16 protein-coding genes are annotated in these 16,944 nt (G+C 49.2%); all 16 read left to right on the top strand.

The features are described from left to right. Positions 1–20: 20 nt before the first annotated feature. Entirely contained in the window at positions 21–2,228 is a 2,208-nt protein-coding gene (locus tag M1E16_RS19330; RefSeq protein ID WP_458130349.1) for a bifunctional prephenate dehydrogenase/3-phosphoshikimate 1-carboxyvinyltransferase, read from the top strand. Beyond that, positions 2,225–2,914, top strand: coding sequence for a (d)CMP kinase (cmk, locus tag M1E16_RS19325; protein WP_434572729.1), 690 nt, complete (start codon positions 2,225–2,227; stop codon positions 2,912–2,914). Before M1E16_RS19330 ends, cmk begins: the two co-directional genes overlap by 4 nt. 119 nt (positions 2,915–3,033) lie before the next feature. Further along, the gene (rpsA, locus tag M1E16_RS19320) at positions 3,034–4,722 is read left to right on the top strand and encodes a 30S ribosomal protein S1 (RefSeq protein ID WP_186704721.1); all 1,689 of its coding nucleotides are present in this window, start codon (positions 3,034–3,036) and stop codon (positions 4,720–4,722) included. 201 nt (positions 4,723–4,923) lie between these two features. Next, a complete protein-coding gene (locus M1E16_RS19315; RefSeq protein ID WP_434601434.1) occupies positions 4,924–5,202 on the top strand; it encodes a hypothetical protein in 279 nt (92 codons plus the stop codon). A gap of 144 nt (positions 5,203–5,346) precedes the next feature. Further along, entirely contained in the window at positions 5,347–5,637 is a 291-nt protein-coding gene (ihfB, locus tag M1E16_RS19310; protein ID WP_038634167.1) for an integration host factor subunit beta, read from the top strand. Positions 5,638–5,645: 8 nt separating this feature from the next. Then, entirely contained in the window at positions 5,646–5,888 is a 243-nt protein-coding gene (locus M1E16_RS19305) for a lipopolysaccharide assembly protein LapA domain-containing protein (protein ID WP_458130348.1), read from the top strand. Positions 5,889–6,002: 114 nt separating this feature from the next. Next, a complete protein-coding gene (locus M1E16_RS19300) occupies positions 6,003–7,046 on the top strand; it encodes an LPS O-antigen chain length determinant protein WzzB (RefSeq protein ID WP_458128161.1) in 1,044 nt (347 codons plus the stop codon). Between the two features lie 811 nt (positions 7,047–7,857). Continuing rightward, positions 7,858–8,928 carry a dTDP-glucose 4,6-dehydratase gene (rfbB, locus tag M1E16_RS19295; RefSeq protein ID WP_458128160.1) on the top strand — a complete coding sequence of 357 codons (1,071 nt, stop codon included), beginning with the start codon at positions 7,858–7,860 and terminating at the stop codon, positions 8,926–8,928. Next, entirely contained in the window at positions 8,929–9,822 is an 894-nt protein-coding gene (gene rfbD, locus M1E16_RS19290; protein ID WP_458128159.1) for a dTDP-4-dehydrorhamnose reductase, read from the top strand. Next, on the top strand, positions 9,819–10,712 hold the full coding sequence (gene rfbA, locus M1E16_RS19285) for a glucose-1-phosphate thymidylyltransferase RfbA (RefSeq protein ID WP_458128158.1): 894 nt from the start codon (positions 9,819–9,821) through the stop codon (positions 10,710–10,712). The genes rfbD and rfbA overlap by 4 nt, the downstream gene beginning before the upstream one ends. 140 nt (positions 10,713–10,852) lie before the next feature. Then, on the top strand, positions 10,853–11,269 hold the full coding sequence (locus M1E16_RS19280) for a sugar 3,4-ketoisomerase (protein ID WP_458128157.1): 417 nt from the start codon (positions 10,853–10,855) through the stop codon (positions 11,267–11,269). Next, on the top strand, positions 11,250–12,425 hold the full coding sequence (locus tag M1E16_RS19275; protein ID WP_458128156.1) for an ankyrin repeat domain-containing protein: 1,176 nt from the start codon (positions 11,250–11,252) through the stop codon (positions 12,423–12,425). The genes M1E16_RS19280 and M1E16_RS19275 overlap by 20 nt, the downstream gene beginning before the upstream one ends. Continuing rightward, positions 12,425–13,552 carry a DegT/DnrJ/EryC1/StrS family aminotransferase gene (locus M1E16_RS19270; protein WP_458130347.1) on the top strand — a complete coding sequence of 376 codons (1,128 nt, stop codon included), beginning with the start codon at positions 12,425–12,427 and terminating at the stop codon, positions 13,550–13,552. Before M1E16_RS19275 ends, M1E16_RS19270 begins: the two co-directional genes overlap by 1 nt. Next, the gene (locus M1E16_RS19265) at positions 13,552–14,826 is read left to right on the top strand and encodes an O-antigen translocase (RefSeq protein WP_458128155.1); all 1,275 of its coding nucleotides are present in this window, start codon (positions 13,552–13,554) and stop codon (positions 14,824–14,826) included. The genes M1E16_RS19270 and M1E16_RS19265 overlap by 1 nt, the downstream gene beginning before the upstream one ends. Further along, complete coding sequence (locus M1E16_RS19260; protein ID WP_458128154.1) at positions 14,819–15,778, top strand: glycosyltransferase family 2 protein; 960 nt, start codon at positions 14,819–14,821, stop codon at positions 15,776–15,778. Before M1E16_RS19265 ends, M1E16_RS19260 begins: the two co-directional genes overlap by 8 nt. Further along, the gene (locus M1E16_RS19255) at positions 15,778–16,935 is read left to right on the top strand and encodes an O-antigen polymerase (RefSeq protein WP_458128153.1); all 1,158 of its coding nucleotides are present in this window, start codon (positions 15,778–15,780) and stop codon (positions 16,933–16,935) included. Before M1E16_RS19260 ends, M1E16_RS19255 begins: the two co-directional genes overlap by 1 nt. The last annotated feature ends 9 nt before the right edge of the window (positions 16,936–16,944 follow it).

Raw genomic sequence — 16,944 nt, 5'->3', positions numbered from 1 at the left:
CGCTGCAACCTGCGACACCTATGATCGGTCGCCTGGTGGTGGTCGGCCTGGGATTGATCGGCGGTTCGTTCGCCAAGGGCCTGCGTGAAAGCGGGCTGTGCCGGGAAGTCGTAGGGGTCGACCTCGATCCGCAATCGCGCAGGCTCGCCGTCGAGCTGGGCGTGGTGGATCGCTGCGAGGATGACCTGCTGGTCGCCTGCAGAGGGGCTGACGTGATCCAGCTGGCTGTGCCGATCCTGGCCATGGAGAAACTGCTGGCCCGGTTGGCCGGCATGGACCTCGGGCAAGCGATTCTCACCGATGTCGGCAGCGCCAAGGGCAATGTCGTGCGGGCGGCGACCGAGGCGTTCGGCGGCATGCCGGCGCGCTTCGTGCCCGGTCATCCGATTGCCGGCTCCGAGCAGAGCGGGGTAGAGGCATCCAACGCCGAGCTGTTCCGTCGTCATAAGGTCATTTTGACGCCGCTGGACCAGACCGATCCCGCGGCATTGTCGGTGGTGGACCGTCTGTGGCGCGAGCTGGGGGCCGATGTCGAGCACATGCAGGTCGAGCGACACGACGAAGTATTGGCCGCTACCAGCCATTTGCCGCACCTGTTGGCGTTCGGTCTGGTGGATTCATTGGCCAAACGCAATGAAAATCTTGAGATCTTCCGTTACGCTGCCGGCGGTTTCCGCGATTTCACGAGAATCGCGGGTAGCGACCCGGTCATGTGGCACGACATCTTCCTCGCCAACCGCGAAGCTGTCCTGCGCACACTCGATACATTTCGCAGCGATCTCGACGCCTTGCGCGACGCGGTCGATGCAGGGGACGGGCACCAATTGCTGGGCGTTTTCACACGCGCCAGGGTGGCCCGCGAGCATTTCAGTAAAATCCTGGCCCGTCGGGCCTATGTGGACGCTATGAACTCCAACGATCTGATTTTCCTGGCACAACCTGGTGGCTCCCTGAGTGGGCGGATTCGTGTACCGGGCGATAAATCGATTTCCCACCGCTCGATCATGCTCGGCTCCCTGGCTGAAGGCGTGACCGAGGTGGAAGGTTTCCTCGAGGGCGAAGATGCCCTGGCAACGCTGCAAGCGTTCCGCGACATGGGCGTGGTCATCGAGGGGCCGCACCACGGTCGCGTGACTATCCATGGTGTTGGCCTGCACGGTCTGAAGCCCGCTCCGGGCCCGATCTACCTGGGCAACTCCGGCACGTCGATGCGCCTGTTGTCCGGCCTGCTGGCCGCCCAGGATTTCGACAGCACCCTGACCGGCGATGCCTCGCTGTCCAAGCGCCCGATGAACCGCGTCGCCAACCCGCTGCGGGAAATGGGCGCAGTGATCGAAACCGCGGCCGACGGTCGTCCACCGATGACCATTCGCGGCGGCAACAAGCTCAAGGGCCTGACCTACACCATGCCGATGGCCAGCGCCCAGGTTAAATCCTGCCTGCTGCTGGCCGGTCTGTATGCCGAAGGCAAGACCACCGTCACCGAGCCGGCGCCGACCCGCGACCACACCGAGCGCATGCTGCGTGGCTTCGGTTATCCGGTCAGCGTTGACGGCGCTACCGCGTCTGTCGAATCGGGCAGCAAGCTGACCGCGACTCACATCGAAGTGCCGGGCGATATTTCCTCGTCGGCGTTCTTCCTCGTGGCCGCGTCGATCGCTGAAGGCTCCGACCTGGTACTCGAACACGTCGGGATCAATCCGACCCGTACCGGCGTGATCGACATCCTGCGCCTGATGGGCGCCGACATCACCCTGGAAAACCAGCGTGAAGTGGGTGGCGAGCCCGTTGCAGACTTACACGTAAGAGCGGCTAAACTCAAAGGCATCGAGATTCCCGAGGCGCTGGTTCCCCTGGCGATCGACGAGTTCCCGGTGCTGTTCGTGGCGGCGGCGTGCGCAGAAGGCCGCACAGTGCTGACCGGCGCCGAAGAGCTGCGGGTCAAGGAGTCGGATCGCATTCAGGTGATGGCCGACGGCCTGCTGGCCCTTGGCGTCAAATGCGAACCGACGCCGGACGGCATCATCATTGATGGTGGCCAGATTGGCGGTGGCGAAGTCCATGGCCATGGCGACCATCGCATCGCCATGGCATTCAGTGTTGCGTCCCTGCGCGCCAGCGCGCCGATCCGCATCCATGACTGCGCCAACGTCGCCACGTCTTTCCCGAACTTCCTGGCGTTGTGCGCGCAGCTCGGTATTCGAGTAGCACAAGAGGCACAGTCGTGAACATCAAGGCACCGGTCATCACCATCGATGGCCCAAGCGGCTCGGGCAAGGGCACCATCGCCGGCATGCTGGCCAAGCAACTGGGCTGGAATCTGCTCGATTCCGGCGCCCTCTATCGCTTGCTGGCCTTCGCCGCCAAGAACCATGGCGTCGACCTGACCAACGAGGAACTGCTCAAGGCCCTGGCCGCCCATCTGGACGTGCAGTTCATCGCGGCCACCGATGGCCAGTTGCAGCGCATCATCCTGGAAGGTGACGAAGTCAGTGACGTCATCCGTACCGAAAGCGTTGGTGCCGGGGCCTCCCAGGTCGCCGCGCTGCCGGCGGTGCGCGAAGCGCTGCTGCAGCGTCAACGGGCGTTCCAGGAGCCGCCGGGACTGGTGGCCGATGGCCGCGACATGGGCACAGTGGTATTTCCGGATGCGCCGCTGAAGATATTCCTCACCGCCAGCGCGGAGGAGCGGGCTCGCCGCCGATATTTGCAGTTGAAGGGCAAAGGCGAGGATGTTAGTCTGTCGAGTCTGCTAGATGAGATCCGTGCACGCGACGAGCGTGATACCCAGCGCGCAGTAGCCCCGCTAAAGCCGGCGGCCGATGCGATTCAGCTGGATTCCACGGAGTTGTCCATTGATCAGGTGTTGCAACGCATCATGAGCGAGATCGCGCTTCGCGATATCGCCGGGTGACAGGAAGCTCCGCAGGGGACCAGTCATAGTCCTGCGGCGCTTCTTTTATATGAAACTAACCCACATCGTCTGGGGTGTGGAGATGGGCGTTTACTTCGCCCTAATCAACAGGAATTAAAATGAGCGAAAGCTTTGCGGAACTCTTTGAAGAAAGCTTGAAAACCCTGAACCTTCAGGCAGGCTCCATCATCACCGGCGTTATCGTTGATATCGATTACCAGGCTCGCTGGGTAACCGTTCACGCTGGTCTGAAGTCTGAAGCGCTGATCCCGCTTGAGCAGTTCTACAACGACGCTGGCGAACTGAACATCAACGTCGGTGACGAAGTTCACGTTGCGCTGGACTCGGTTGAAGATGGCTTTGGTGAAACCAAGCTGTCCCGTGAAAAAGCCAAGCGTGCTGAATGCTGGATCGTTCTGGAAGCGGCCTTCGCAGCTGAGGAAGTGGTCAAGGGCGTTATCAACGGTAAGGTTAAAGGCGGCTTCACTGTCGACGTTAACGGCATCCGTGCGTTCCTGCCAGGTTCCCTGGTTGACGTCCGTCCAGTGCGCGACACCACGCACCTGGAAGGCAAAGAGCTGGAATTCAAGGTCATCAAGCTGGACCAGAAGCGCAACAACGTTGTCGTTTCCCGTCGCAGTGTCCTGGAAGCCGAGAACTCTGCCGAGCGTGAAGCTCTGCTGGAATCGCTGCAGGAAGGCCAGCAGGTCAAGGGTATCGTCAAGAACCTCACCGATTACGGCGCATTCGTCGATCTGGGTGGCGTCGATGGCCTGCTGCACATCACCGACATGGCCTGGAAGCGTATCAAGCATCCTTCGGAAATCGTCAACGTTGGCGACGAGATCGATGTCAAGGTTCTGAAGTACGATCGCGAGCGCAATCGTGTTTCCCTGGGCCTCAAGCAACTGGGTGAAGATCCATGGGTCGCTATCAAAGCCCGTTACCCAGAAGGCACTCGCGTTACCGCTCGTGTTACCAACCTCACCGACTACGGCTGCTTCGCTGAGCTGGAAGAAGGCGTTGAAGGCCTGGTACACGTTTCCGAAATGGACTGGACCAACAAGAACATCCACCCTTCGAAAGTCGTACAAGTCGGCGACGAAGTGGAAGTCATGGTTCTGGACATCGACGAAGAGCGTCGTCGTATCTCCCTCGGCATCAAGCAGTGCAAGTCCAACCCATGGGAAGACTTCTCTGGCCAGTTCAACAAGGGCGATAAAATCTCCGGCACCATCAAGTCGATCACCGATTTCGGTATCTTCATTGGTCTGGACGGCGGCATCGACGGCCTGGTTCACCTGTCCGACATCTCCTGGAACGAAGTGGGCGAAGAAGCCGTACGCCGCTTCAAGAAGGGCGACGAGCTGGACACCGTTATCCTGTCGGTTGACCCAGAGCGCGAGCGCATCTCCCTGGGTATCAAGCAACTGGAAAGCGATCCGTTCTCCGAGTACGTTCAAGAGAACGACAAAGGCGCAATCGTTAAGGGCATCGTGAAAGAAGTTGACGCCAAAGGCGCCATCATCACCCTGGCCGACGATATCGAAGCGACTCTGAAAGCCTCCGAAATCAGCCGTGACCGCGTTGAAGACGCGCGTAACGTTCTGAAAGAAGGCGAAGAAGTAGAAGCCAAGATCATCAGCGTTGACCGCAAGAGCCGCGTAATCCAGCTCTCCATCAAGTCGAAAGACGATGCTGAAGAGAAAGAAGCAATCCAGAGCCTGCGCGAGAAGCCAGCTACTGATGCTCCTGGTCCTACCACTCTGGGCGACCTGCTGCGTGCACAGATGGAAAAGCAGAACTGAGTTCTGTCAGACCATAAAAAAGGGCGACTTCGGTCGCCCTTTTTTGTGCCTGCGATTTCTCCACAGCTAAGCGTCATGGGTGGCTCAACGCTACGATCTTTCGAGGCATAGCGAAACCAACCGACCCGTGACGCTGTCTCTTTTATGAAGTAAATCAAATATATCCTGGGAAGTGCTCTGTCGACCTGTCTAAGGATCTGAATGAACAAGCTCTTATTGGTCGCGATGGCTTTGATACTGGCGGGTTGTGCTACCAGCGCCAAGACCCACGCAGTGCGCGGTGTCAGCGGCATCGAGATCGATTGCTCTGGGTTGGGCTCCGGATGGGAGAAGTGCCAGAAGCGGGCCGCCAAGGAGTGCAAGGGCGCGGGTTACAAGGTGATAACCCGGTCTGACGACGCAAAAGACCAGGATCAATACCCCTTTGGCTTCAACCCGGCAGGTTATGTGACCCGTACCATGTTGGTCATGTGCCGCTGATTTACAGATTTCTTTGCTCTGCACGAAAAAAGGGCGCCTACGACGTACAGAAGATATGTCAATAGCCGGGCTGTTCAAATACTTCCGGGCATGCTAAAACCTTCGAAGCGATTTTCCTAGCTGCTTGAAAAAGAAGGGAAAAACATGACGAAGTCGGAGTTGATCGAACGAATTGTCACCCATCAAGGACTGCTCTCGTCCAAGGATGTGGAGCTGGCCATCAAGACCATGCTTGAACAAATGTCCCAATGCCTCGCGACCGGGGATCGGATTGAGATTCGCGGGTTTGGCAGCTTTTCCCTGCATTACCGCGCACCGCGGGTGGGGCGCAATCCCAAGACCGGGCAGTCGGTTAGCCTGGATGGGAAGTTTGTTCCGCATTTCAAGCCGGGGAAGGAGTTAAGGGATCGGGTGAATGAGGAGGAGGAAGTGTGACTGGGTCAATGGCGGTTAGCGGGGTTATGACGAAATTTAAGAAAATTATTCTGTTCGTGTCAGCTACATTGGTAGCTTTGGCTACCATAGTTTTCACATTGGAGAATCAAGCTCCAGTCAGCGTCAGCCTTTTTGGTTGGTCTACACCTCAGCTACCAATATCGTTATTTGTCGTCATTAGTACACTGATCGGTTTAGCGCTCGGGCCATTTTTGGCTTTGTATGTGGTGATGCGTAAGCGCAGCGATTGAAATTTACTAACAGAGCGTTTTAGAATTATGCACAAAGCGTATTGTTTAGCAGTCGTTAGTGCATAGCGAGCTGTTTAATGATGCGAAAACCACTACCCCAAGGATGTATTTTCCATGCACCAACCTACGGCGAATCAGCCGCTGAATGACGATATCGATGTTTTTGCGTTAGTTAGGGCGCTATGGAAAAAGAAATGGTTGATCCTCTGTGTAGCTAGCTTGGTTACGTCTGCGGCTGCGATCTATGCATTCACTTCGGAGCCATTGTACGAAGCTAAATTGTATACAGCTCCTCCTACCCAAAATGATATTGCTGAACTTAATTATGGTAGAGATTCTAATACAGAGTTGCCGCCATATAGGGTAAAGGATGTAGCAGAGATTTTTTCACGTAACCTTTCCAATGAATCTCTACGTCGAGCCTTTTTCAATGACATATTCCTTCCCTCTTTAAATGATCAAGAGCGAAAAGGCTCTCAGGATCGTCTATATCAACGATTTTCCAGACAATTGACGATCTCGGCAAGGGGCAAGGAAGATCAGTATAGCTTCGTGATCACTGTCCGAGGCTCTAACCCAACTGAAGCAGCCGATTGGGTCCGGACCTACGTAGACAATGCCGGGGCAGCTACTAAGAAGGAATTGATCAGCGATGTGACGCGTGAAGCGCAAGTAAACGCGCGCAACACAGAGCAAATGATCAACCGCCTGCGGGAAACGGCCCGTAATCAGCGGGAAGATAATATACAGGTTTTAAGTGAGGCGCTGGCCATTGCCCAGGCGGTAGATCTCAAGAAACCAGTCATCATAAGTGGAAAATCTCCAACAGAAATGCCAACCGGAATCAATGGGCAGGCTCTTTACATGCGAGGGAGCGATGCTCTGGAAGCCGAAATACATAATCTTAAGATTCGAGTTTCTGACGATCCATTTATTTCCAATCTTCGTCCCCTACAAGCTAAGCATAATTTCCTAAGCACCCTTAACCTTGAGCAAACAGATATTTCGGTTTATCGGCAAGATGGTCCGGTCATTGTTCCGGATAGTCCGATCAAGCCTAATAAAAGTTTGATTATCGCATTGGGTATGATTTTAGGCCTGATGCTCGGTCTTTTAGTTGCCGGCGGATCCTATGCGATGCAGCAAAGCCGACGCTAGCATTTCGGCAGTACTTCTGAGGGTTATCTAATAAATTCAGTCTTGCGCCCTAAGGGCGTGAGATTAGAATTCGATAGCTAGCCTATCAACACTAGCTTTTTAGTTTGTCGCAGCCAAATTCTTTTTCCTCCATTCTGCTATTCATCGATGCTGTTCTGTTGTTAACGATACCATGAAGTTTACTTGGTGCTCGTAGTTAACTACTTGCAGGCACAGTTCTGCGTAGCGTTCAAAGCCTTAGTCTTTAGGTTTGCTTGCCTATCCCACATGTATGACATTGCAGTGATGCTCTTAGCGCTGATACTCACCATGGCTGAAGGGGGCATTCAAGTGCGATGCAGAGCTAGCTGTTTTAATGGCGATACGCCACTAATTGAGTTGTCATGCTCGTGGGGAGAAGGACGTCAGGATGCTTTTTGGTGAGCTCAGGTAGGATAGTCCGATACGTACGCCTGAATTCCGTTCAGTTCGGTAAAAAAACTCATAACATTGTATTGCTTGTTAAGAGATAATGCTGATGTTTTTCCCGGGTGGAATCTATCGTTACGGCTCAGATGCCTCGGATTGCGGGACCGCTGATAGGGCCCGGCATAGGCTACGGCTGGCTTCACGTCCTACCTAGCCCTGGCCATACCTGCTGCCGTCCTGCGGCTGTACAGAGGAGGATTTGGTAATATGTCTTTAGAAAAGCACAGGCTGATCTATTTCAAGAGCTCACAGGTGTTGTAGTGTGCATTTTGGCCATCGATAGGGTCTCGTGACGCTAAGGGATGGAAGGCATAAGCAAGCTACCTAATTTAAGGATAAGATTTTGAAGATTCTCGTTACTGGTGGTGCAGGTTTCATTGGCTCGGCGGTCATACGTCATATCATTTCGCATACATCGGGTTCTGTAGTGAACGTAGACAAGTTGACCTATGCAGGCAACTTAGAATCTCTAAAAGACGTAAGCTCGAATCAACGATACACGTTCGAGCATGTCGACATTTGTGACCGCGAGCATATAGACCGAATTTTTGCAGCTCATCAACCCGATGTTGTGATGCACTTGGCAGCCGAGTCTCATGTTGATCGCTCTATCAGTGGTCCATCAGACTTCATCACGACTAATATTGTCGGAACATATACTCTATTGGAGGCAAGCCGTTCTTACTGGAATGGATTGTCTGAGGAAAGGAAAAGCGCTTTTCGCTTTCATCATATCTCTACTGATGAAGTATATGGCGACTTGGAAAACCCTGATGAGCTTTTCACCGAGAGCACACCTTACCAGCCGAGCTCCCCGTATTCTGCAAGTAAAGCAAGTTCGGACCATTTGGTGCGGGCGTGGCATCGCACATATCAGTTGCCCGTAATAGTAACCAATTGCTCGAATAATTATGGTCCATACCACTTTCCAGAGAAGCTTATACCTCTTGTAATACTTAACGCTTTGGCTGGGAAGCCTTTGCCTATCTATGGCAAAGGCGATCAGGTGCGTGATTGGTTATATGTTGACGATCACGCACGAGCATTATACAGAGTCGTTTTGGAGGGACGAGTAGGGGAAACTTATAATATAGGTGGGCATAACGAGAAGACTAATTTAGAAGTTGTGCATACGTTATGCCAGCTTCTCGACGAGTTGCGGCCCACATCGCCTCACGTACCCCACGCGCAACTGATGACGTACGTCCAAGACCGACCGGGACATGATCGGCGCTACGCAATCGATGCATCTAAAATTAAAAGTGAACTGGGCTGGGTCCCTACAGAGACGTTTGAGACTGGTATTCGAAAGACCGTTACTTGGTATCTGGATAATCAAGAGTGGGTTGAGCATATATTAACTGGAAGTTATCAGAAATGGATTGAGCATAACTATACAGAGCGTGCAAGTTAAATGAAAATTTTACTGCTCGGGAAGAACGGTCAAATTGGATGGGAGTTGCAGCGCTCGCTAGCAACTCTGGGCAAAGTATTCGCGCTTGGCAGGGAATTTGAAGGCGACTTACGTGGCGATTTAAGTAAGATCGATTTGCTTATTCGCACTATCAGAGCTATCTCTCCCGATGTAATTGTCAACGCCGCAGCTTATACCGCAGTGGACAAGGCTGAGTCTGATAAAGCCAATGCGTCCTTGATTAATGTCGAAGCGGTAAAGACTCTCGCCCAAGAATCCGCCAGGTTAGGTGCTCTGCTGGTCCATTACTCAACCGATTACGTTTTTGACGGGAGTGGGGAGCGTCCATGGCGGGAAACAGATCCCGTCGCTCCGCTAAACTATTATGGCCAAACCAAGCTTCTGGGTGAGCTCGAAATTCAGGCCGCAGGATGCGACCATCTGATTTTTCGCACGTGTTGGGTATACGCCGCACGTGGAGCCAATTTCGCGCGTACGATGCTTAGATTGGCCTCCGAACGTTCTGAGTTACACGTAATTGATGATCAGGTTGGAGCGCCTACCGGGGCGGATTTGATCGCGGATGTAACAGCTCATGCGATTCGCCAATCGATAAACAAGCGTGGCGCCTTTGGGACATATCACTTGGCCGCGTCGGGTTTCGCTTCTTGGTACGAGTATGCGAATTTGGTAATAAAGTTGGGGCGACATCACAACCTAAACTTCGGCGATGTAAAAATTACTCCTGTGGCCACTGAACACTACCCCACGCCAGCGCAGCGGCCTTTGAATTCAAGATTGTGTACAGATAATCTGCGAAGGACGTTTTCCGTGGAATTGCCTGCTTGGCAGGATGGAGTGGCACGAATGATAAAGGAAGTTTTGGAAAAATGACCACTATAAATCGCAAAGGAATTATTCTCGCCGGGGGGTCTGGTACACGCCTTCACCCTCTCACTCTCGGCGTTTCAAAACAAATGCTCCCGATTTTTGATAAGCCAATGATATTTTATCCATTGTCAGTTCTTATGCTTGCTGGGATAAGAGACATTCTGATCATATCAACACCAGATGACTTGCCTTGTTTTAGAAAGTTGCTAGGTGACGGTGCTCAATACGGCATAAATTTGAGCTATGCCGAGCAACCGAGTCCAGACGGCCTCGCGCAGGCCTTTATAATCGGCGAGGATTTTATCGGTAAAGACCCTTGCTGTTTAATTCTAGGCGACAATATTTTTTATGGCCATCATTTTTCTGAAAGTCTGAATTCAGCGATGGCACAACGCTCCGGTGCAACTGTATTTGGTTATCATGTTTCAGATCCAGAGCGTTTTGGCGTGGTGGAATTTGATGCGGTTGGACGGGCATTAAGTATTGAAGAGAAACCCAAGAAGCCGAAGTCCAATTATGCCGTTACAGGTTTGTATTTTTATGACAACCAAGTTGTAGATATCGCTAAGAAAATCAAACCTTCCGAACGTGGAGAGTTGGAGATAACAGATATAAATCGTGCGTATCTTGAACAAAACACCTTAAATGTAGAAGTACTGGGGCGAGGTTTTGCCTGGCTTGATACGGGTACGCATGAATCCCTATTAGAAGCCAGCCATTTCGTTCAGACGATAGAACAGCGGCAGGGGTTGAAGGTTGCTTGTCTGGAAGAGATTGCATTTCATAATAAATGGATTGGTTTGTCCCAGCTTAAACAGCAAGGTGAAAAACTAACCAAGACGGGATACGGTAAATATCTATTGAAGATCTTGGCAGAGGAATCGCGTCAGTAGGAATAAGTGCGACCTGTAATGTTGACAATGTATAGCGTTATCTGGGGGCAGCTGGCAGCTATGAATTTCAGTCAACAGGGCGGCTTTGTTTTATGGCGGTAAAAAATGTCAGTGAACGATTAAGTTGAACTGAGGCGATTATGAGTTTGATAAAGTTTTTAAACGTGAATATGCTCGGAGACGAGCGCGGCCAGTTGGCTGTACTAGAAAACAAAAAAAATGTACCTTTTGAAATTAAGCGAGTCTATTATTTAACTGGGACGCTAGAAGAAGTATCACGCGGATTTCACGCTCATAAGGAGCTGACCCAGGTTGCGGTATGCGTCTCTGGGCGTTGCATGATGAAGCTAGATGATGGAAGGTCTAAAGAAAGCGTTTGGTTAGACTCGCCGGATAAAGTGATCGTAATCGAAAAAATGATTTGGCATGAAATGCATCATTTCTCACCTGATTGCACGCTCTTGGTTCTTGCAAGTGATTTTTACGATGAGCTGGATTATATAAGAGATTATAATAAATTTTTGGAAGCGCTGGATCATGATAGTCATAGCCGGTAAGAATAATATCGCTGTTCATGCGTTGAACGTGTTACACGGTTCCTTGGATCGTGACAATATAGCGGTAGTGCTTAATGCTACTGATGATGGCAAGGACGGATGGCAGCTGTCACTCAAGAAGCGAAGCGAAGAGTTAGGCGTTAATGTAGTCTCCCTAAGTGATGCCGAACGCCTTGCCGATATTTTTATCTCATTGGAATTCGATCGGATAGTAAAACCTCTAAATTTCAGGGACCCTTCAAAAATATTTAACATCCATTTCTCAGCTTTACCGCGCTACAAAGGAATGTATACTTCGGTATGGCCGATTCTTAATGGAGATGAAAGGTCCGCCGTTACCTTGCATCGTATTGACGCTGGTATCGACACAGGGGAAATAATTGATCAGAGATTTTTCGATTTGAAAGATACAGATTCATCCAAAGATCTGTATTTGAATTATATTGAAAATGCAGTTATTTTATTTGACGAAAATATCGAGTCAATACTTCATGGTAATGTTAGCTCTCTGCCACAGGTGTCGAAGGGCTCCAGCTATTTTTCAAAATCTACAATCGATTTTTCTTCGTTAAAGATTGACTTCAATCAAACTGCGTGGCAAGTGGGTCGTTTCATTAGAGCCTTTTCGTTCCGAAACTATCAGATGCCAAAGTGGGATGGGGATGTATATTGCAATTTTGAAATACTTCCTCAAAGTTCTCTTCGGCGACCAGGGACGGTTCTCGAATCGAATGCATTATTTACTACTGTTGTAACTATTGATTATGATCTGCGTTTGTTCAAAGACAAACGCGATGATATCTTTAAGTCTGTAAGTGCGGGTGACTTACAAGGCGTACAGCGACTGAAAAACAACATAATTAACATCAATGATCGCAATGATAATTCATGGACTCTATTGATGGTTGCAGCATATAATGGCCATCAAGATATAATAGATTTTTTATTGAATGAAGGTGCGGATGTTAACGCAAGAAATTATAAGGGTACGACTGTCCTGATGTACGCCAAAGATTGGGCGATAAAAAATAATAATATCGACCAGTTTAATATGTTGATCGGTCGCGGGGGCAGTTTGTCATTGAGGGATTATACACATAAATCTCTACGTGATTATCTCTCCATAGAAGAGTCTCAGTTCCTAGGGGTTGTATGATGATCAAGTTTTTAGATTTGCAAGCTATAAACGCCCAGTGCCGTCAAGAGTTGATAGAGGCTGCAACTCAAGTTATTGACTCGGGATGGTATATTCAGGGTCGCGCACTTGAAAAATTCGAAAACGATTTCAGCTCCTATGTGGGGGCGACTAATACTCTCGGGGTCGCCAATGGACTCGACGCACTGATTCTGACACTCAGAGCTTGGAAATTACTGGGGCGCCTACAGGATGGTGATGAAGTTCTCGTTCCCGCGAATACCTATATTGCTAGTATTCTGGCAATAACTGAAAATAAGCTTGCCCCAGTGCTAGTCGAGCCTGACGAATCGTCCTACAACATCAATGTAGCAAATGCTGAGAAAGCTATAACTGCTCGTACCAAAGCGATACTGCCGGTCCATTTGTATGGGCAACTATGTGATATGCCAGCTATTCTGGCTCTCGCCAAGCGACATAACTTACTTGTGCTGGAAGACTGTGCGCAATCGCATGGGGCGAGCTTGGACGGGCGCCATGCTGGAGCGTGGGGTGACGCTGGTGCGTTTAGTTTTTATCCTGGTAAAAATCTTGGTGCACTGGGCGATGCCGGCGCAATTACAACGAATGATCTGGACTTAGTGGAAAGCATCAAGGCACTAAGAAATTACGGTTCGCATGAAAAATATCTAAATATATATAAAGGATTAAACAGTCGATTAGATGAAATGCAAGCGGCAGCTCTTTCTGTGAAGCTCAAATATTTGGATTTGCAAACGAAGGCTAGGCGAACAATTGCAGATATTTATATCAGGAATATATCAAACGACGCGCTGATTTTACCCGCAGAAAAGAATAGCGACGTGTTGAATAATCAGTCACACGTTTGGCATCTTTTTGTAGTCAGATCTCATCAGCGGAATGAATTGCAGTCATATCTTGGCGAGAATGGAGTTCAAACTTTAATTCATTATCCAATCCCGCCTCACAAACAAGCGGCTTATTCGGAGTATAGCCACATATCCTTACCCCTTACTGAAAAAATACATAACGAGGTCATAAGCTTACCGATAAGTCCGGTGATGCCTGTCGATGAAGCATATCGGGTAGTGGAGCTATGTAACAGTTTTGTTGGGCGCGGCTGCTGATGACGCTATTACGCACTAGTTTATTGAATGGAATCGCCGTACTAGTGAAAATGTTGACGTTGCTTGGAATAAATAAGGTGCTTGCGATTTATGTAGGCCCTTCAGGCTACGCTGCTGTAGGACAGCTACAAAATGCTATCCAAATGCTAACCGTTTTTGCGAGCGGCGCTATCAATACCGGTGTTACTAAATACACTGCTGAATTTTCCGAAGAGGATAAATTGCTCGTTGTTTGGCGCACAGCTGGCTCGATTACGATTTTGGGGTCGGCAGTAACAGGTGTTGTGGTCGCACTATGCAGTTCGCAACTTGCTCTCTATTTCCTGGGAAGTGTCGAGTATAGGTTTGTGTTTCTTTGTTTAGCGTCAACGCTGTTCATGCTAACTCTGAACTCCCTATTTTTAGCCATTCTGAATGGAAAGAAAGATATCAGGCGGTACGTGGTCGCGAATATTGCTGGTAGCATATTAGCTTTATGTATTACTTCTGTACTAGCTATGTTATATGGGCTGTACGGTGCGCTGATTGCTCTAACAACATATCAAGCCATGGCTTTTTTTGTTACGATAATGGTTTGTAAAGGAGCTGAATGGTTCTCACTAGCGAATTTTATAGGCTCAATAGACAAAACAGTAGCAGCTAATCTCGGAAAATTTGCGCTGATGACGTTAGTGTCGGCTATTTGTGCTCCATTAGCGCAAATTGTAATTCGAAACCATTTGAGTATGGAGTTTGGTGTAAAAGAAGCCGGGTATTGGGAAGCCATGTGGCGCTTGAGTGCCGCATATCTCATGTTCGTTACGACAACGCTAAGTGTCTATTTTTTGCCTCGTCTTTCTGAGATAAATAACGCAAGAGACCTGAGAGCGGAAATTTTGCAGAGTTACAAGTTGATACTGCCAGCTGTTATGTTGGCTAGTGTCGTAATATTTTTCCTACGGGATTTTGTCATAGCGACTCTCTTTACCACTGAATTTGCTCCCATACGCGACTATTTTGGCTGGCAGTTGCTGGGAGACACTCTTAAAATAGGCGGGTGGATCTTGGCTTACTTGATGTTGGGTAAAGCCATGTACAAGCCTTATATTGTTGCTGAACTGATTTATGCGGTGGGTTTCGTTGGACTGACCTTTTTGTTCACGGGTTGGTGGGGCGCCGATGGAGTTGCTATTGCCCACGCAGCTATATATGTTATTTATTGGTTAGTGGTTGGGTGGGCGACATATCCGACTCTTAGAGAAAGCAATCAGAAAGTTGGGGGTTTTAATGTATGAGCCAAAAGTTTCAGTAATTATATTTACATATAATCAAGAGGATTTGATTTCTGAGACGATTGATAGTGTCTTGATGCAGGACTACCCAAATTTAGAAATTGTCGTCGCAGATGATGCTTCTACAGACACTACGGCAGCTGTTATTAAAGGGTATGAGCAAAGACACCCTGGTAAAGTTGTGGGTGTTTATAATAAAACGAACCTTGGCATTACCGGGAATTCGAATGTTGCGTTTTTCGCCAGTACAGGCGAACTAATTGCTGTATTGGGAGGAGATGATCTTTTTCTTCCCGGTAAAATATCGGCACAGGTCGCGCTTTTTTCCGACCCGGAAGTTTCAATTTCTTATCATCCTATTGAAATTTTCCAGCATCAAACAGGAAAGGTCTTATTTACGACGAATACAACCAAGAACGAAGAGATCAAAGACGTATATGATCTTATCGCTAAGGGAGGTATACCCGGAGCGTCCTCAGTTATGGTGAGGCGATCTGCGTGCCCTAACCATGGTTTCGACCCGAGTTTTCCTGTCGTATCGGACTGGATTTTTTCAATTGAAGTAGCGCTGAATGGCAAGGTCCAAGAGTTAAAGGGGGTCTATGGGCGTTATCGCAAGCATGGTTTTGGCGCTAGCGATCGCTCCTACGAGCTTCTAGATGAGTCTTTAAGAGCGCTTAAGGTGATTAGTGATCGTTATCCTAACGATGCGAAATTGCAAAAAGCGTGTCAGCGTGGTGGGTACAGGTATGTCTTAGGGGAACTCTTCCGTCAGGTTACCAAACGTAATCCGGAAAAAATCAAGGCGCTGCAACCTTATCTATTACGTTATGCAGACGGATCTAAGCGAATCGCTACTACAGCCCTTATCAGCCTTTTGTCTAATCGGGTTGTGCTGTCAACGATCAGCGGTCCGCTAGTGACTATGAAAAATTTCTTAAAGCGGAATGTTTAATGATCAACCCGGTCGTGATTTATGTCGGAGCTTGGATGCTCGTTCTTTTACTATACTTGCTTGGGTTGACATCAAATTTAGTACCTATTCCTACCATCGGAATTTTCGTTATTTTTGTTAATTTGATGGGCATTGGTATTATATATATGTTCATAGGAGGCGGTAGGGTTGCGAAGCCCGTCCCTGCTGCTGAAGATTTATATGTGTCAGTTGTGCGCCGATTTTTGAAATTCAGTGTCCTGATTTGGCTAATCGGCACCGCGATAGAGATTTATGTTGGCAGAGGTTTTCCCCTTTATTGGAAATACGTGGGGGATGTGAGACTTTACACTGAGTTCGGAATACCATCCTTTCATGGGGTGATGAACGCGTTTTATTTACAATCCTTGTCAATGTCTGCGTATCTAATGTTAAAACTGAAACAAAAGAGATGGTTCGTTCTTGCAGTAATATTGCTGTTTTGGCCGGTCGCAATGTTAGGAAGGGGCATTCTGTTGAGTGGTCTGCTCCAAATGACCTGTGTTTGGTTGCTTCTCACACGCATGACACTGCGGAAAGTCGCTATGATTTTTATTGGTGCGCTGTTGGTAGTGGTTATTTTCGGCCTGATCGGAGATATGAGGCAGACACAAAATCCATTTTCATACATTGTGAACGATGATGCCAAGGATGTTTTCGCGTTGCTGCCAAGTGGCTTTCTTTGGTTCTACGTATATTTAACGGCAGGTTTGAGCAACTTTTTTTATAATGTAGATTCGATAATTCCGACGGGGAGCTTTTCGTATTCTATGTCTAATATGCTTCCCTCGGTGGTGCGTAGTTATTTTGAATTGGACCCTCGAAACGATCTGTTCAAATTCGTTGATCCCAACCTTAATACGTCCACCATATACGCGGGATCCGTTTCGGACTTTGGTCCGTTGGGCGGGGTAGTGGCAGTAACTCTGGTTCAGATTGTTTGTTGCTATATCTATTTGCTAGCCAAGAGAGGCCGCCCCTGGGGGCTGTTTGCCTACACCGTAGCTTTTCAGGTGCTCATATTCTCCGTTTTTTACGATATGTTTTTTTTATTGCCTACTTTGTTTCAGTTTGCAATATGCTTGCTTTTGTATTTGTATTACTCGGCTAGTTTGATAAAGAAATCGGAAGTTAAATAAAGTTTGCGT

It is taken from the genome of Pseudomonas sp. Z2-11 (assembly GCF_054161305.1).
The sequence above is the reverse complement of the archived record's forward strand: the minus strand, read 5'-3'. Positions and strand labels throughout refer to the sequence as shown.

Bases quoted from the DNA above. Each gene is read 5' to 3' on its own strand.
- M1E16_RS19330 (WP_458130349.1), top strand. From the start codon at position 21: ATGATCGGTCGCCTGGTGGTGGTCGGCCTGGGATTGATCGGCGGTTCG.
- M1E16_RS19260 (WP_458128154.1), top strand. From the start codon at position 14,819: ATGTATGAGCCAAAAGTTTCAGTAATTATATTTACATATAATCAAGAG.
- M1E16_RS19280 (WP_458128157.1), top strand. From the start codon at position 10,853: ATGAGTTTGATAAAGTTTTTAAACGTGAATATGCTCGGAGACGAGCGC.
- rfbD (WP_458128159.1), top strand. From the start codon at position 8,929: ATGAAAATTTTACTGCTCGGGAAGAACGGTCAAATTGGATGGGAGTTG.
- M1E16_RS19300 (WP_458128161.1), top strand. From the start codon at position 6,003: ATGCACCAACCTACGGCGAATCAGCCGCTGAATGACGATATCGATGTT.
- M1E16_RS19255 (WP_458128153.1), top strand. From the start codon at position 15,778: ATGATCAACCCGGTCGTGATTTATGTCGGAGCTTGGATGCTCGTTCTT.
- M1E16_RS19270 (WP_458130347.1), top strand. From the start codon at position 12,425: ATGATCAAGTTTTTAGATTTGCAAGCTATAAACGCCCAGTGCCGTCAA.
- rpsA (WP_186704721.1), top strand. From the start codon at position 3,034: ATGAGCGAAAGCTTTGCGGAACTCTTTGAAGAAAGCTTGAAAACCCTG.
- M1E16_RS19275 (WP_458128156.1), top strand. From the start codon at position 11,250: ATGATAGTCATAGCCGGTAAGAATAATATCGCTGTTCATGCGTTGAAC.
- M1E16_RS19315 (WP_434601434.1), top strand. From the start codon at position 4,924: ATGAACAAGCTCTTATTGGTCGCGATGGCTTTGATACTGGCGGGTTGT.
- M1E16_RS19305 (WP_458130348.1), top strand. From the start codon at position 5,646: ATGGCGGTTAGCGGGGTTATGACGAAATTTAAGAAAATTATTCTGTTC.
- ihfB (WP_038634167.1), top strand. From the start codon at position 5,347: ATGACGAAGTCGGAGTTGATCGAACGAATTGTCACCCATCAAGGACTG.
- rfbA (WP_458128158.1), top strand. From the start codon at position 9,819: ATGACCACTATAAATCGCAAAGGAATTATTCTCGCCGGGGGGTCTGGT.
- M1E16_RS19265 (WP_458128155.1), top strand. From the start codon at position 13,552: ATGACGCTATTACGCACTAGTTTATTGAATGGAATCGCCGTACTAGTG.